Raw genomic sequence first — 15,567 nt, forward strand, 5'->3', positions numbered from 1 at the left:
TTATGGCGGTGATCTACGATAGCCCGAGTCTCGATCGTTATGCCACGTTCCAATATGTGCGCGTAGGCGAGGAGAAACATGAGACGGTTTCTGATTGCGCTGTCCGGAGCGCGGCCTGAAGTGCTCGAACGGTGCCCGAGTGAGTACGGGAAGTTTGAGGGAATCGGCGGCGCCGTGCTCACGACGGCCGTCCTCGCGGTCGTCTCGATGACGTTCGCCCTCAACAGCGCTCTGGGCGTGAACGTCGTCCTGGCCGTTCTCGCCGCGCTGGTATGGGGCCTGATGATCCTGAGCCTCGACCGCTGGCTGGTCAGCACGATGAAGGCGGACGCGCCGCGCCGCTGGCCGCTGGCCGTTCCGCGCTTTCTCATGGCGCTTCTGCTCGGGTTCGTCATCTCCACGCCATTGGTGCTCCAGATCTTCCGGTCCGAAATCGATGCCCAGATTGTCCAGATCAAGCAGCAGCGTGCGGACGCGTTCGCCGCACGGCAGCAGCAGGGCAACGTCGGAAAGGACGTCGGCCAGCTCCGCAAGGAGGTGGCGGACCTGGAGAAAGTCATCTCCTCCGGAGGTGACGTGCCCATCGACACCGAGCAGGACCCGAACATCAAGGCGCTGACCGCCGAGCGCGCCAGGCAGCAGAAGCTGGCCGACAAGCACTACGGCGAGTGGCAGTGCCAGCTGTACGGAGGACCGTCGTGCCCGAAGAAGGGAGACGGCCCTCTCGCCCAGGACAGCCGGCGCGCGTACGAGAAGGACAAGCGGCGCATCGATCTGGTCAACCGGCAGATCGAGGACCGTAAGCGGGAGCTGAGCGCCGGCAGCGAGGAGGCCAAGCAGGCCCGCCTCGCGAGCGCGCGGGACGCCCTGCCCAAGGCGAAGGCGCAGCTCGACGCCGGGATCAAGCGGCAGACGGACCTCCAGACGACCTTCGACGCGGAGAACATGGCGACCAACGGCCTGCTCATCCGCATCCAGGCGCTGAACGAGGTGACCGGCAAGGACAGCAGCCTCGGCGTCACCCGCCTGCTGCTGTTCCTGTTGTTCCTCCTCATCGAGTGCCTGCCGGTCACGATCAAGCTGATGCAGCGGCCGGGCAACTACGAGAAGGTCCTCGCGCTGGCCGAGAAGCACGAGTTCCGGGACGCGCGCGGCTCCTTCGCCGCGCAGGGCGCCTTCACCTCGCCGGGCGTGGGCGGTGCCGGGACGCCCGCGTCGCCCTCGGGCCGTTCGCAGGACGTCTGGCGCATCTGGTCCCGTACGGGCGAGACCGGCCCGCAACCGGTCGTCACCCTCCCCGAGGACGGCGCGGCGTACCGCGGCCCTACCGGCACCCGCGCGGAGACCGTCGGCGAGACCGACGCGTACGACTCGATGGAGGACCAGGAACTGAGGCGGATGCCGGACGCCAGGACCACGCGGGTGCCGCGGGCCGGCGCCGACCGCCCCGGCGGTGTCGAGCTGCTGCCCGATGACGACTGACGCTCCGGCGGGGGGCCCGGGACGGCTGATCAAAAACCGCTACGAGCTGAGGACCCAGCTCGGCCGCGGCGGCATGGGCACGGTCTGGCTCGCGATGGACCGGATGCTCGGCCGGCTCGTCGCGCTCAAGGAAGTCGTGCTGACGCCGTACGGCGAGGGGATCGAGATCCAGCGCGCCAGGGCCCTGCGCGAGGCCCGGTCGCTGGCCCGGATCAGACACCCCGCGATCGCCGAGATCTACGACGTCTTCGAGGAGGGCGGCTCGCCGTGGATCGTCATGGTCCACGTCGAGGGCGGCTCCCTGGACGACCTGATCCGGCGGCGGACGCTGTCCGAGCGCGAGATCGCCGCCCTGGGACGCGAGGTGCTGGCCGGGCTGACGGCCGCACACGCCGCGCACGTGGTGCACCGTGACGTCAAGCCGGCCAACATCGTAGTGGGCCACGACGGAAAGGTGGTGCTCGTCGACTTCGGCATCGCGCAGATCGTCGGCGAGAGCGGGCTCACCTCGCGCAGCATCATGCTCGGCACCACCGAGTTCATGGCGCCGGAGCGGATCGACGGGCGGGCGGTGGGGCCCGCCGCCGACCTGTGGTCGCTCGGCGTCACGTTCTTCTGCGCGCTGGAGGGCTACTCGCCCTTCCGGCGGGACAACGCCTACGCGACCGTGCACGCCGTCTGCACCGACGACCTTCCGCCGCCTCGCCGCGGCGGGCCGCTGTACGACGTGATCGCCGCGTTGCTCAGGAAGGACCCCGCTCTCCGCATGGGAGCGGCCGAAGTCGACCGCAGGCTGGCGGCGATCACCGCCCCGCCGCGGCGTGAGCCGCCGGTCGAGAGGCCGCGAGCACGACCACCCCAGCCGCCGCCGAGGCAGGCCTCCGCTCTCCGCGATGCCTCCTCTCTGCGCAGTGCCGCCGCGGCGCTCGCCGCGATGGCGCCGGCCGCCGCCGGGCAGGCGCTGGACGCCATGACCGATGATCCGTCCCGGGCGGCCGGCGTGCTGGCCCTGCTGCCGTCCGGTCAGGCCGGCCGGACGGTCGGTCACATGACCGCGGCGGGAGCGGCCGCGCTGCTGCGGCAGCTGCCCGCGAGCCGGGGCGCGAGCATCCTCGCGGACGTCCCCGATCGGGTCGCCGCCGACATCCTCAACGCGCTCGGCGTCACCCCCGCCGCGGTCCGGCTGGTCGAGGCGATGACGACCCGGCGGGCCAGGCAGGTGCTGGAGTACGTGCCGCCGCCGGTCACCGCGGCCCTGCTCCGGGCGACCACGGACGGCCGCGCGGCTCGCCTCCTGGCCGGGCTCAGCCCCGCCGTACGCGCCCAGATCGCCGTCGCCGACTGAGCCGCGCCTACTGAACCGCGCCGACTGAGCCGCGCCGGCCGAACCCCCGGGGACGAGGGCCCGGCGGACACGCGGGTCCGCCGGGCCTCTCGGAAAGCCCCGGAATCCTACTGAACGGTGATCTTGTCGACCTCGACCGTGATGCCCTTCACCTGGGGAGTGGAGGTGCCGGTCGTGACAGTGCCGGTGCCCGAGGACACGCCCTTGACCGTGAAGGAGTAGGTGAGCGTGCCGCCGGGGGCGCCCGGCGTGCTGGTGATCCGGTAGTCCTGCGTCGGCGGGCCGCTGATCTGGCCGCCCGCGGTGCCGTCGGCGTTCTCGGCGCCGACGGTCAGGCCGTAGGCCGCCCCCGGGTCACCGGGCAGGTTGCCCGGGTCGTAGGCGTACGAGACGTCTTCGGTGCCGTTGAGCCCGATCCACTGCTGGAAGACCTTCAGGCTGTTCGTGCCGTACAGGTAGACCTGCCACTCGACCACGAGCCACCTGTTCACCCCGTCGGTCAGGTTGGCGACGTAGACGCCGGGGGCGCCCTCGCCGTTCAGGTCGGTCCAGTACGACGCGAGCACGCCGTTGGGCGGCGCGGTGTCGGGGAGCGTCTGCGGCGCGAACTGGATGTCCGCCGAGCCGTTCGTGCCGCCCGCGACCGTGTAGCCGTCGGAGACGACGCCGATCCTGGTGTACGTGCGGCCGGCGTAGGTGAACGCCGGGACGGTGAAGTTCAGCGCCTCCTCGTCCCCGATCGGGGTGGGGGCGATGCCGAAGGCCGCGAGCGGCAGGTAGCCCGCCGGGGTCGCGCCGGGGGCGATGGACGGCTTGTCCGGCTGCTTGCCCGGCAGCGTGCGCTTGGCCGTCACGATCTGGCTGCCGATCTTGGTCGCGCCGGTGACGCCGGTGAGGCGCAGCCTGAGGTCGAGCGTGCTGAGGGCGGTGACCTCGGCGTCCTCCAGGGTGTTGTTCTGGACGGTGACCGTGCAGGTGGACGTGCCCGTGTTCCTGGGGATGCTGCTCGGCGCGCAGGTCTGGTCGATCGGCACGGCGCCCTCCTGCCGGTAGAAGGCCACCGGCAGGTGCTGCTCCCGGTTGCCGCCGACCTGCTTGAGGTTCACCTGGCCGAAGTACTGCCCGTCGGGCAGGTCCGGCGCGGTGATCACGATGGTGATCGTCTGGCTCTTGCCCGGCTTGACCGTGAACAGCGGCGGCAGCACGGTGATGTTCGCCCCGCTGACAGTCGTGCCCGTCGCGGTGTAGACCAGCGTCTTGCCGGTCGTGTTGACGAGCGTGCGCTTGGCGCTGATCACGCCCGGCATGACGGGCGCGTTGACCGACGGGAGGTTGAGGTCGATCCGGTTCATCGGGTCGGCGGCCGAGGCGGCGTAGTTCGCCGCGGTCTCGTCGAGGGTCAGGCCCGGGTCGCCCGCCTTGGTCAGGTCGATGCGGCCGCCGCCGTAGTCGAACGGATCGGCCGGGGTGGTCCGGTCCTGCTTGGTGACCTTGGTCGTGGCGGTGGTCTCCAGGGCCGACTTGACCTGGCCCGGCGTCCAGTCGGGGTGCAGCGCGAACACGAGCGCGCCCGCGCCCGCCACGTGCGGCGACGACATCGAGGTGCCGGCGATCACCTGGTAGAGATTGCCCGGAGGACCTTCCAGCGGCGACTCGGGGGTCGGGGTGTTGCCCGCCAGGATGTGCAGGCCGGGCGCGGTGACGTCCGGCTTGAGGAAGTCGCCGCCCGGTCCGCGCGAGGAGAACGTCGTCATCGCGTCGCCCTGCCAGGTGGTCTTCTCGCCCTGGGTGAAGCTCGCCGTGGCGCCCGGGTGCGCGCTCAGCCAGGCGAGCAGCACGTCGGTCTCCGGCTTGTCGATGTGGACCGTCGGCAGCCAGTGGTTGTCGGTCATGACGTCGAGCGGCGTGGAGTTGTAGAGGATCATCCCCGCGGCGCCGCCCTGCTTGACCGCGAATCCCTTGAGCACCCGGTTGGGGCCGCGCTCACAGGCGACGATCTTCCCGGCGAACAGCCCCGGGGGCGCCGGGTTGACGCACAGCGGGTCGCTGTACGGCGGGGCCGACGCCAGCACCACGGGCAACGGCGACGTGACGCCCTGGGTGATCGACGCGCCCTTGATCGACGGCCCGCCGGTCAGCGTGATCGTCGACTGGTAGGTGCGGCTCTGCGTCGAGGCCGCCACCGTGGTCACCCACGGCCCGCGGTGGTCGGTCGTCCCGGCGCCCGGTCCCGAGTTGCCCGCCGAGGCCGACACGAACACGCCCGCCGCGTACGCGTCGAGGAACGCGAGCTCGACCGGGTCGCTGTAGGGGTCGGCGCCGCCGCCCACCGAGAAATTGATCACTCGCACGCCGTCGGCGATGGCCTGCGCGACGGCGGCCGCCGAGTCGGACTGGTAGCAGCCCTCCGCGCCGCAGACCTTGTAGACCGCGACGTGTGCGGCGGGCGCGATGCCGTGGATCGCGCCGCGGTCGATGCCGAGCGGGTTGGCGTGGTCGACCGGCCCGCCCGCCGACGTCGTGGCGGTGTGCGTGCCGTGGCCGTTGGAGTCACGGGCGCTGTCGGCGTACACCTCCCCGCCCACCACCGCGTTGTAGGTCTCAAGGAACGGCTGACCGGAGATCAGCTTGTTGTTGCACTGGAAGGGGTCGGCCGCCGGCGTCAGCGGATTGTCGCCGAAGTCGCACGTCCGCGGGGTGCCGTCCGCCTTCGGCGGGGGAGCGGGGAGCGTCCCCGGGTCGGCGAACGACGGGTGCTCCGGCCACGCGCCGGTGTCCAGGATGCCGACGATGACGCCCTTGCCCGACGACTTCGCGCCGCCGAGCTGCTTGTAGACGGTGGTCGCGCCGATGAACTCCGGGCTGGAGTCGGTGAGGGGCTGCTCCCGCCTGTCCTCCTGCACGGCCGCCACACCGGGCAGCCTCAGCAGGTCGGCGGCCTTGTCGGCGGGCAGCGTCAGGGCGATGCCGCCGTAGACCGTGCGCAGCTTCCGCCCCACCGTGACGCCGGGGATCTTCTTGCCCAGTTCGCCGAGGAAGGTGTTCTCGATGCCCTCAATGTGCTTCTGGTACTTCGCCGCGTCGCCGCTCTTCAGGTTGAGCGACTTCCCGGTGACCGACGGGCTGGTGCCGGGGAGCCCCGGCAGGCCGCCCTTGTAGGCCGCGACCGCGTCGTAGTCGAGCTTCACGACGACGCTCGTCCGCTGCGGCGACTTCGAGGCGAGCAGCGACGCGTCGCTCTTGGCGAGCCGGCCGCTGACCGACTTGGCGCCCTGGACGCGCTCGGCGCCTGTCACGGCCGTGGCGCTCCACGACCGCGAGGGGGTGGGGGTGGGGTCCGCGGCGGCGGTGGCCGCCGGGATCATCGCCGTCACGAGGCCGAGACCGGCGACGATCGCTGTGGTCCGTACGTAGGCAGGTGGGGGCTTCTTCGACACGACACCTCCATGAAGACCGGTGATGTCTCGCCGTCCGGGCGTGGAGGAGCCGTGTCGCCCACGGGCATGGGAGGGCACGGCCCTCCCCGTTGGGCGACGAGCGAACGGCCACCCCAGACGGGTGGCCGAAGCTGACTCGGAGTTTAACTAGCCATCGTTTTTCCGGCTAGATCGTTCCATGGCGTGATTTTTCGCGTGTGTGGTGGTAATGGGTGGCGCCGGATTCCCGATAGGGTGCCCGGATGCCGCGCCGCCGACTTGCCGCCCTGGCCGCCGCCGTAGTGGTCGTGGCCGCCGGTCTGGCGGTCCGGGCGCTGCTGCCCGGCGCGGTCGCCAAGTATGCGGGCGACCTCCTCTACACCGTCCTCGTGTACGCGCTGGTCGTCGTGGCCGCGCCGCGCGCCCGGCCGTTCGTGGTGGCGGCCGTGGCGCTCGGGGTGAGCTGGCTGGTCGAGTTCGCCCAGCTCACCGGGGTGCCGGCCGAGCTGTCGGCGCACAGCACGCCGGCGCGGCTGGTCCTCGGCACGACGTTCAACGCCCCCGACCTGTTCTGGTACGCGGTGGGGGCGGCCGCCGGGTACGCCGTCCATTCGATCCGCGGGAAATATCTGGGCCCGCCGGACAGTCGCGACGCCGGGTGACCCGCCGTCGTGAGCTGGATCTATACGGAAACGCATATCGGTCGGTTGTTCATATGAATATTGGACATGTTCCGAACACTTTGCTTTGCTCCTGCGTCTGACACTCCTGTGACGGACGAGAGCAAGGACATGCCATGACACGGACACCGCCGGTCGCGCTGAAGGCCGCCACGCTCACGGTCTCCCTCCTGGTCGGCGCCGTTCCCGCGGCGGGCCCTGCCGCCGCTGCGCCCCAGGCCGCCGCCGCGCCCCGGACGGACGTGGCCGCCGCGCTGCGCGCGCTGGAGGCGTCGTTCCAGGGCCGCATCGGCGCGTACGCGATCGACACGGCGACCGGGAAGACGATCGGCTACCGGGCGGGCGAGCGGTTCGCGCTGCTGTCCACCTTCAAGGCGGTGGCCGCGGGCGCGGTGCTGGCCCGGACGACCGACCGGGAGCTGACGCGGAAGGTCGTCCACTGGACGGCCGGCGAGGTGAAGTCGAACTCGCCGGAGACCGGCAAGCACGTGAAGGACGGCATGACCCTCGCCGAGCTGTGCCGGGCGGCGATCATCTACAGCGACAACACCGCGGGCAACATGCTGCTGAAGCGGATCGGCGGGCCGCGGGGCCTCACCCGCTACTTCCGCACGCTCAAGGACCCGGTGTCCCGGCTGGACCGCTGGGAGACCGAGCTCAACGAGTGGTCGCCCAAGCAGAAGCGCGACACCACCACGCCCGCGTCCGTCGCCCGCGACCTGAGGGCGCTCACGACCGGCGACGCGCTGGGCGCGAAGGACCGGTCCCGCCTGATCGGGTGGCTGCGCGACAACACGACCGGGGACGCGCGGATCCGCGCCGGGCTGCCGAAGACGTGGATCGTCGGGGACAAGACCGGCACCGGCGGCACGTACGGCACCGCGAACGACATCGCCGTCGTCTGGCCGGCCAAGGGCGCCGCTCCGATCATCATGGCGATCTACACCAACCGCCGGGCGGCCGACGGCGCGACCGCGGACAAGGTCGTCGCCCAGACGGCGACCGTGCTCGCGCGCGGTCTCGGCCGGCTCTCGTAAATACCGCGTTATGGGGCCGACCGCGTTTTACAGCCCCATAACCTTGTCTATAGCCATTTGGGGGAGGTTCGTGTGAACGCCACGGGGAAGGTGCTGCGCCTGGTCGCCATGGGAGCGGCGGCGGGCGTGCTGGTCGCGGGAATCGCGCTGCCGGCGGTGGGAGGCGCGGGCGTCGGGCTGGTGTCGGCCGTCGAGGACGTGGGCCTGGAGCCCCGGGACCTCCCCGAGCCTCCGCTGGCGCAGGTCTCGGTCGTGCAGGACGTGAAGGGCCACGAGATCGCGCGGTTCTACGAGCAGTACCGCGAGGTGGTCCCGCTCGACCAGATCGCCGACATCATGAAGACGGCCATCATCTCGATCGAGGACTACCGATTCTACGAGCACGGTCCGATCGACATCGAGGGCACCGTCCGCGCTCTGGCGAAGAACCTGCAGTCGGGCGGGGTGGCCCAGGGTGGCTCCTCCATCACCCAGCAGTACGTCAAGCAGGTGCTGCTCAACTCCGCCCAGACCGAGGAGGAGAAGAACAAGGCCCTGGCGCCCAGCTACGCCCGCAAGCTCAACGAGCTGCGCTACGCGATGGGCGTGGAGGAGAAGTACTCCAAGGACCAGATCCTGGAGAAATACCTCAACATCGCCTACTTCGGCGCGGGCGCGTACGGCGTCGAGGCGGCGGCCAAGCGGTTCTTCGGAGTCAGCGCGAGCGAGCTGACGCTGTCGCAGGCGGCGACGCTGGCGGGAGCGGTGCAGGACCCCAACGCCACCGACCCCAACCTGGGCAAGACCAGCCGCGACCGGCTGCTGAAGCGGCGCAACGTCGTGCTCGACCGGATGGCGGAGCTGAACAAGATCACCAAGGATCAGGCGGCCGAGGCGAAGAAGGCCAGGCTGGGCTACAAGGGGACCCCGCTGCCCGGCGGCTGCGAGTCGAGCAAGTATCCGTACTTCTGCGTCTACGTGCGCAACGAGATCCTCAGCAACCCCGACTTCGGCAAGACGGCCAAGCAGCGCCTGGCGTTCCTGAACCGCGGCGGCCTGACCATCAAGACCACGATCGACCCCACGATGCAGGCCGCCGCCGACAAGGCGATCAGGAAGTGGGTCCATCCGTCCGACGCCCCCGTGGCCGCCGAGGCGCTGGTCCAGCCCGGCACCGGGGCGATCAAGGCGATGGCCGCGAGCCGTCCGTACGGGACGCACAAGACCAGGAACGAGGTGTCCTACAACCTCGTGGCCGACGTCGCGCACGGCGGCGGCATCGGCTTCCAGGCGGGCTCGACCTTCAAGACCTTCACCCTGCTCACCGCGCTCAAGCAGGGCATGAAGATCAACGACGGGTTCAGCGCGGGCGCCGGCTACACCGCGCCGGCCTACGCGACGTTCAAGAACTGCGCGGGCCAGTCCATCGGCGACCCGAGCCACACCGTCACCAACGACGAGGGCTCGCCCGGCTGGCTGACCCTGCAGACCGGCACCTGGCACTCGGTCAACACGTTCTTCATGATGCTGGAGCAGCGGGTCGGGCTCTGCGACGTGGTCAAGACGGCCAAGTCGCTGGGCATCCACCGCGCCGACGGCGCTCCGCTCCAGGAGTACGAGACGTTCACGCTCGGCATCAACGAGATGGACCCGGTGACCGTCGCCAACGCCTACGCCGCGATCGGCGCGCGCGGCAAGTACTGCGCGCCGATGGCGATCAGCCGCATCACCGACAGCACCGGCAAGACCACCGACTACAGGCCCAAGTGCCGTCAGGCCGTCGACCCCGAGGTGGCGGACGCGGCGGCGCACGTGCTGTCGGGCGTCCTGACCAAGGGCACGATGGCGGCGGTCGGCGGCATCGGGCGTGACGCGGCGGGCAAGACCGGGACCAACGACAACTCCTCCTCCGCCTGGTTCGCCGGGTTCACCCCCGACCTCGCCGGCGCGGTCAGCCTCGGCGATCCACGCGGCGCCCAGAAGTACAAGCTGAACGGCGTCACGATCGGCGGCCGTTACTACGGCGAGGTGTTCGGCGCCAGCGTTCCCGGCCCGATCTGGAAGGACACCATGCTGACCGCGCTGCGCGGGGTGCCGCCGACGGACTTCACGCCCGTCGACGGCGAGCGGTTCGGCGGCTGCGGCGACAGTTGCCGGGGCCTGGTGTCCGTCACGCCTCCGACGGGGGACGACGGTCCTCTGCCAGGCGACAACACGCCGGTGACGATCCTGCCCAACTAGCCCTCAAGCGCGTCGGCCGTGTCGAGGACGCGGAACACCCTGATCAGGTTCGTCCATCGGAGGATCCGCAGCACCTGGCCGGCCGGCGCGATCAGGGCGAGGTCGCCGTCCCTGTCGCGCAGGTTGTGCACCAGGCGCACGAGCAGTCCCACGCCCGTGGTGTCGATGAACCGCACCTCGCTGAGGTCGATGGCCAGCCACGGGCCGTGGGCCTCGATCTCGGTGAGCAGCGGCTCGCGCAGGTGGCGCACCGCGTGGAGATCCAGCTCTCCGCGCAGCCCGAGCACCCACCAGCGGGTGGGGGAAGGGGGTTGTGCCGTCCACGTCTCCACGGTGGTTCCCTTCGCTCTCCTTGACGCCGGGGACCACCGGGAGGAGCGGGACGGGGAGGTCCGCGGCGACCGACGAAGCGCTTCGACCGACACGCCGATGACGGTGCGAGCTGTTGACGGTACGAGCTGAGCCGTACTCAGGGTAACAATCCCCCTCCGGTGCGTCGATCGGGTGAAGTAAAGCTTCCGTGGTCACCACCGAATTGAGTGGCTATTGTCACGATCCATGGAGGTTGAGCGTGCGTTGAGGCGCCGGCTGGTCCTGATCGGGGGAATCGTCGCCCTGGCCGCCGCGGGATCCGCGCCGCTCGACGAGGAACTGTCCAGGGCCGTCGCCGTCGCGTACGCCGCCCAGGGCACGCTGCCGTACTCGTGGGGCGGGGGACACGCGACGCGGCCGGGGCCGTCGAAGGGAACCTGCCGGGGATACAGCGGCGCGATCACGCCCTGTCCGGCGAACCGTACGCGCGGCTTCGACTGCTCGGGGTTCACCCGCTGGGTGTACGACCTGGCGTTCGGCGACGACGTGCTCGGCCCCGGCAACACCGACGACCACATCGGCAGGCTGCGCAGGGTCGGCGTGCCGCAACCGGGAGACCTGGTCTTCTACGGCAGGCCGGGCAGAACCCACCACGTCGGGGTGTACGTCGGCGCGGGAAAGATGATCAACGCCTTCGCCACCGGGACGCGCATCCGCATGGACGACGTGTCCGTGCTGGATGACCTGCTCGGGTATTACCACTACCGGCCCTGATCCCTATGCTTGCCCCGTAATGGTGAGACTGCGGGTTCTGGGGCGAATCACGGCGGAGGTCGACGGGCGCCCGGCGGACCTCGGGACGTCGCTCCAGCGCGCCGTGCTGGCCCGGCTGGTCTGCGCCCGGGGACACGTGGTGTCGACCGACCGGTTCGTGGACGACCTGTGGAGGGGCCAGCCGCCGCCGCGCGCACTGGGCGCGCTCCAGGTCTACGTCTCCAACCTCCGGCGGGCACTCGAACCGGGCCGCGCCCCCCGCGCCGCCGCCCGCGTGCTGGTCACCGCTCCCCCCGGTTACCGGCTGGCGCTGGAGCCCGGAGACGTGGACGCGTGGCGCTTCCCCCGGCTGGTGGAGTCCGCCGCCGGCCTGCTCACCGAGGGGCGGCACGCGCAGGCGCTCGAAGTCGTGGACGAGGCGCTGGCGCTGTGGACCGGTCAGGCGTACGCGGAGTTCGGCGAGGAGGAGTGGGCCGTCCCCGAGGTGGTCCACCTGGACGAGCTGCGGGCGGTCGCGGTGGACTACCGCGCCGAGGCCGGGCTCGCGCTCGGCCGCCACGCCGAGGTCGTTCCCGAGCTGGAGCGTCACCTCACCGCCCACCCCCTGCGCGAGAACGCCGTGCGGCTGCTCGCGCTCGCCTACTACCGGGCCGGACGGCAGGGGGAGGCGCTGGCGGTCCTGCGCAGGACTCGCGACCTGCTCGCCGACCAGCTCGGCGTCGATCCCGGGCCCGCCCTGCGCGCGCTGGAGGCGGACATCCTCACGCAGGCCGCGTCGCTCGACGCGACCCCCGTACGCGCGACCCCCGTACGCGCGGCGCCCGTCCCGCCGTCGGCGCGGCACCCGGCGCCCGCCGCGGATCCCGAGCCCGTTCGCATGGTCGGCCGTACGGCCGAGCTGTCCCGCCTGGCCGCCGCGGCGGAACGGGCCAGGGCCGGTTTCCGCATCGCCTGGCTCGGCGGCGAGGCGGGCTCGGGCAAGAGCACGCTGGCCGACGCGCTCGTGCGGCGCCTGTCGGCGGACGGCTGGCAGGCCGTGGTCGGCCGCTGCCCCGAGACGACCGGCGGCGTGCCGCCCGCGTGGGCGTGGAGCGAGGTGCTGCGCGAGCTGTCCGCGACCTGCCCGCCCGAGCCGGGGACCGCGGCCAGGCTGGCGCCTCTGCTGACCGACGACGCCGCGCCCGTGGGGCAGTTCTGGCTGGCGCGGGCGGCGGGCGACTATCTGGAGGGCGTGCCGGGACCGCTGCTCATCGTGCTGGAGGACGTGCACCGGGCCGACGAGGAGACCCTCCAGCTCCTGCGCCACCTGGCCGGCCGCCTGGCGCGGACGCCGGTCCTCGTCCTGCTGACGCACCGGCCGGCCGAAGCGGGCGACGACCTCACGGCCACCGGGGCGGCGCTCGCCGTGCAGGCCGCGGAGAACATCACGCTGGGCGGCCTCGGCGAACGCGAGGTGGCCCGGCTGCTCGCGGAGCGTTCCGGCACGGGGGTCGACGAGGCAACGGTGCGCACGGTCACCGAACGCACCGGCGGCAACCCGCTGTTCGTCACGGAGACGGCCCGGCTGCTCGCGGTGGACGGCCCGTCCGCGGCCCACGCGCTGCCGCCCGGCGTGCGCGACCTCATCCGGCGGCGTCTCGCCCGGTTGCCCGCGACGGCCCGGACGACGCTGCGCAACGCCGCCGTCCTCGGCCGCGAGGCCGACGCGGACGTGCTGATCGCCATGCCGGGGGCCGACGAGGAGACCGTGCTCGACGGCCTGGAGGCGGGCGTGCTGTCCGGCCTGCTGGAGGAGCCTCGCCCCGGCCGCGTCCGGTTCGCCCATGTACTCGTCCGCGAGACGCTGTACGAGGACATCCCGCGGCTGCGCCGTACGCGGATGCACGGCAAGGTCCTGGCGGCGCTCGAGCGGGTGCGCCCCGGCGACGTGGGGGCGCTCGGGCACCACGCGCTCGCCGCCGCGACGACCGCGACCGCCCTCACCGCGGCCGAGTACGCGGCGCGGGCCGCCGGGCAGGCGACCGCGCTGTACGCGCATCGAGAGGCGGCGGCCCTGCTGGAGGGCGCGCTGGGCGCGCTCGACCTGGTGGGCGAAGGGGCCGGAGACGCGCCCAGAGACGTCCGCCTCGGCCTCCTGTGCCGCCTCGTGTCCGCGCAGTCGCACGCGGGCGACGTGATCACGGCGGTGCGCAACCGGACGAAGGCGCTCGCGGTGGCCCGCCAGACGGGGGATCGCGGCGCGGTGGCGCGGGCGGTGTCCTCGCTCGACGCGCCGGTCATCTGGACCATCCAGCCCGACCGCGTGCTCGACGCCGATCTCGTCGGGGCGATCGAGGAGGCGCTGCCCGCGGAGGCCGGAGAGCTGCGCTGCCGGATGCTCGTCGCCCTCTGCCACGCGCTCGAAGGACACGACGCGGAGCGCATCGAGGCCGCCAGTGCGGAGGCGCTGGCCATCGCCGACGCCCTCGGCGATCCCCGCCTGCGGTGCATGGCGCTCAACGGGCGCTACTGGGTCTGCCTGACCCCGGAAAGACGGGACGACCTGGAGGAACTCGGGCACGACCTGCTGGCCGCCTCGGCCGCCGCCGGGCTTCTCGGCTACCAGACGCTCGGTCATTTCGCGCTTCTCATGGTCGCGCTGGGCCGCAACGACTGGACCACGGCGCGCCGGCACGCCGACAAGGCCATGGAGCTGTCGACGAGCGGCCAGCTCGGCCTGGCCCTCGGCATCCTCGCGTTCCTCGACGCCGTGCACCTGCTGGTCAGGGGCGAGTTCGAGCGGGCCGAGAGCGTCTACACGCAGCTCGGAGAGCGGCTGGCCGGCACCGGCGACGCCAACGGCGCGATGGTGGGGACGGTGGGCCGCTTCGTGGTCAAACTGGCGGCGGGGCGGGTCCACGAGTCGGTGGAGGAGCTCGCCGCCCTGTGGGAACGCCTGCCGCAGGACGTCGGAGAGCTGTACGCGCGGGCACTCGCCGGGGCCGGCCGGCTGGAGGAGGCCCGCGTGGTGTGGGCCTCCGCGCGCGTCCCCCGCCGGGACTACTACTGGCTCGTGTTCATGTCCCTGCGTGCCGACAACGCGATCGCGCTCGGTCACCGGGCGGCGGCCGAGGAGTGCTACCGCCTGCTGCTGCCGTCCGACGGCGAGCTCGCCGGGCTGCACTCGGGCTCGGTCACGCTCGGGCCGGTCGCGCACACGCTCGGCGACCTGGCGGCATTCCTCGGCCGGTCCGGCGACGCCGAGGCCCACTACCTGCGGGCCGCAGAGGTCGCCCGGCAGGTGGGCTCCCCGCACTGGGAGGAGGCCGCCCGCCGCGAAGCCGACAACGCAGCGCTCACGCGGCGCCGAAGATGAGCCGCTCGCGGCGACGGTGGGCGCGGCGCATCAGCGCCAGCATGACGACCAGGACAGGGCCGGCCAGTCTGCGCAGCTCCGCCAGCTCCTCCGGCAGCGCGTGCTGCTCGATCCTGGGCAGCTCGAAGCGCACGTCGCCGCCCTTGCGGACATGCTGCTCCATCTCCTCCCAGTCCGTGCCGGAGACGTGCCGCATGATGATCGGGAAGATCGTGCGCTCCTCCTCCTGGATGTGCTCGTCGAGCAGGTCGGCCAGCCGGCGCAGCGGCTTGGCCAGCTCGGCCGGGTCGCCCGCGACCGCCTGGATCTCCTCCAGCAGCGGGTCGAGCTCGGAGTGGTCCTCGCTCAGCTCGCTCAGGTCGATCTCGGCGCCCGCCGAGCGGACGAGCAGCGGCCACAGGTGGTCGTCCTCGGCCTTGTGGTGGTGGTGGATGCCGCGGCACAGCTTGGTCGCGTACTCGCGGATGGCGGCGGCGCGATCCTGGCCGCACGGCTGCCGGCCCGCGGCGATCTCGGCGGTGACGTCGGCGAGGCGCCGGGAGTCGGTGCGCATCGCCCGGTGCGCGATGCGGAAGCCCAGCAGGTTGGGGGTATCGGACATGGGCTCATCCTGCGGCTGCCCACTTGGGGTCGATTGAGACCTTACTTAAGACGATTCCCCTGGGACGGGAGATAGCCCTGGGGAAAACCGATAGCTTGTTCCCCTATGGACAGCCGATGGGTGGGACCGGACGGATACGAGGTCGTCCCCGCGTACCGCCGCGACCGCCAGGTGCTGCGGGTGCGGCGCAACGGTCAGGTGGTCGCCGACTGTCTCTCGGTCGAGGAGGTCGCCCGATATGTCGATCTCGCCGACCTCTGCGAGGTGATCCCGCTGCCCGTCAGGGCCGGCGACGCTCGTACGGCCGCCAAGTAGCCAGGTCACAGGCGTAACAGCGGCGGGCCC

Annotated in this window: 11 protein-coding genes; 8 read left to right on the forward strand and 3 right to left on the reverse strand. The window is 71.9% G+C overall.

Annotated elements, in window-relative coordinates:
- The first annotated feature begins 78 nt into the window (after positions 1-78).
- The gene (locus BXA11_RS16905) at positions 79-1,482 is read left to right on the forward strand and encodes a DUF4407 domain-containing protein (RefSeq protein ID WP_083744299.1); all 1,404 of its coding nucleotides are present in this window, start codon (positions 79-81) and stop codon (positions 1,480-1,482) included.
- Positions 1,472-2,827, forward strand: coding sequence for a protein kinase domain-containing protein (locus BXA11_RS16910; RefSeq protein ID WP_076435549.1), 1,356 nt, complete (start codon positions 1,472-1,474; stop codon positions 2,825-2,827). Before BXA11_RS16905 ends, BXA11_RS16910 begins: the two co-directional genes overlap by 11 nt.
- Before the next feature lie 107 nt (positions 2,828-2,934).
- Here BXA11_RS16910 and BXA11_RS16915 read toward each other — a convergent pair whose 3' ends face one another.
- Entirely contained in the window at positions 2,935-6,264 is a 3,330-nt protein-coding gene (locus BXA11_RS16915; RefSeq protein WP_275409779.1) for a S8 family serine peptidase, read from the reverse strand.
- Positions 6,265-6,506: 242 nt separating this feature from the next.
- Here BXA11_RS16915 and BXA11_RS16920 point away from each other — a divergent pair, with 242 nt between their 5' ends.
- The 3 genes from BXA11_RS16920 to BXA11_RS16930 all read left to right on the forward strand — a co-directional run bounded on the left by BXA11_RS16920 (position 6,507) and on the right by BXA11_RS16930 (position 10,180).
- Positions 6,507-6,905, forward strand: a complete 399-nt coding sequence (locus tag BXA11_RS16920; protein ID WP_076435551.1) for a ribosomal maturation YjgA family protein — start codon at positions 6,507-6,509, stop codon at positions 6,903-6,905.
- Between the two features lie 134 nt (positions 6,906-7,039).
- Positions 7,040-7,960, forward strand: a complete 921-nt coding sequence (gene bla, locus BXA11_RS16925) for a class A beta-lactamase (RefSeq protein WP_076435553.1) — start codon at positions 7,040-7,042, stop codon at positions 7,958-7,960.
- 72 nt (positions 7,961-8,032) lie between these two features.
- Positions 8,033-10,180 (forward strand): transglycosylase domain-containing protein, encoded by a 2,148-nt coding sequence (locus tag BXA11_RS16930; protein WP_308441092.1) that lies wholly within the window; start codon positions 8,033-8,035, stop codon positions 10,178-10,180.
- Here BXA11_RS16930 and BXA11_RS41350 read toward each other — a convergent pair.
- Complete coding sequence (locus BXA11_RS41350; RefSeq protein WP_159454795.1) at positions 10,177-10,512, reverse strand: STAS domain-containing protein; 336 nt, start codon at positions 10,510-10,512, stop codon at positions 10,177-10,179. The two genes, BXA11_RS16930 and BXA11_RS41350, sit on opposite strands and share 4 nt — an antisense overlap.
- Positions 10,513-10,738: 226 nt before the next feature.
- Here BXA11_RS41350 and BXA11_RS16940 point away from each other — a divergent pair, with 226 nt between their 5' ends.
- Positions 10,739-11,266 carry a C40 family peptidase gene (locus BXA11_RS16940; RefSeq protein ID WP_083744300.1) on the forward strand — a complete coding sequence of 176 codons (528 nt, stop codon included), beginning with the start codon at positions 10,739-10,741 and terminating at the stop codon, positions 11,264-11,266.
- 19 nt (positions 11,267-11,285) lie between these two features.
- Complete coding sequence (locus BXA11_RS16945; protein WP_076435557.1) at positions 11,286-14,621, forward strand: ATP-binding protein; 3,336 nt, start codon at positions 11,286-11,288, stop codon at positions 14,619-14,621.
- Here BXA11_RS16945 and BXA11_RS16950 read toward each other — a convergent pair.
- The gene (locus tag BXA11_RS16950; protein WP_076435558.1) at positions 14,602-15,222 is read right to left on the reverse strand and encodes a hemerythrin domain-containing protein; all 621 of its coding nucleotides are present in this window, start codon (positions 15,220-15,222) and stop codon (positions 14,602-14,604) included. The genes BXA11_RS16945 and BXA11_RS16950 overlap by 20 nt on opposite strands.
- A gap of 105 nt (positions 15,223-15,327) precedes the next feature.
- Here BXA11_RS16950 and BXA11_RS16955 point away from each other — a divergent pair, with 105 nt between their 5' ends.
- Entirely contained in the window at positions 15,328-15,537 is a 210-nt protein-coding gene (locus BXA11_RS16955; protein WP_076435560.1) for a transposase, read from the forward strand.
- The last annotated feature ends 30 nt before the right edge of the window (positions 15,538-15,567 follow it).

Origin of the sequence: Microbispora rosea (assembly GCF_900156315.1) — a bacterium.
Classification (GTDB): Bacteria; Actinomycetota; Actinomycetes; order Streptosporangiales; family Streptosporangiaceae; genus Microbispora; species Microbispora rosea.

What these genes read in the sequence shown, in the direction of transcription:
- BXA11_RS16905 (WP_083744299.1), top strand. Translation starts at nt 79, where the DNA reads ATGAGACGGTTTCTGATTGCGCTGTCCGGAGCGCGGCCTGAAGTGCTC.
- BXA11_RS16910 (WP_076435549.1), top strand. Translation starts at nt 1,472, where the DNA reads ATGACGACTGACGCTCCGGCGGGGGGCCCGGGACGGCTGATCAAAAAC.
- BXA11_RS16920 (WP_076435551.1), top strand. Translation starts at nt 6,507, where the DNA reads ATGCCGCGCCGCCGACTTGCCGCCCTGGCCGCCGCCGTAGTGGTCGTG.
- bla (WP_076435553.1), top strand. Translation starts at nt 7,040, where the DNA reads ATGACACGGACACCGCCGGTCGCGCTGAAGGCCGCCACGCTCACGGTC.
- BXA11_RS16940 (WP_083744300.1), top strand. Translation starts at nt 10,739, where the DNA reads ATGGAGGTTGAGCGTGCGTTGAGGCGCCGGCTGGTCCTGATCGGGGGA.
- BXA11_RS16945 (WP_076435557.1), top strand. Translation starts at nt 11,286, where the DNA reads ATGGTGAGACTGCGGGTTCTGGGGCGAATCACGGCGGAGGTCGACGGG.
- BXA11_RS16950 (WP_076435558.1), bottom strand. Translation starts at nt 15,222, where the DNA reads ATGTCCGATACCCCCAACCTGCTGGGCTTCCGCATCGCGCACCGGGCG.
- BXA11_RS16955 (WP_076435560.1), top strand. Translation starts at nt 15,328, where the DNA reads ATGGACAGCCGATGGGTGGGACCGGACGGATACGAGGTCGTCCCCGCG.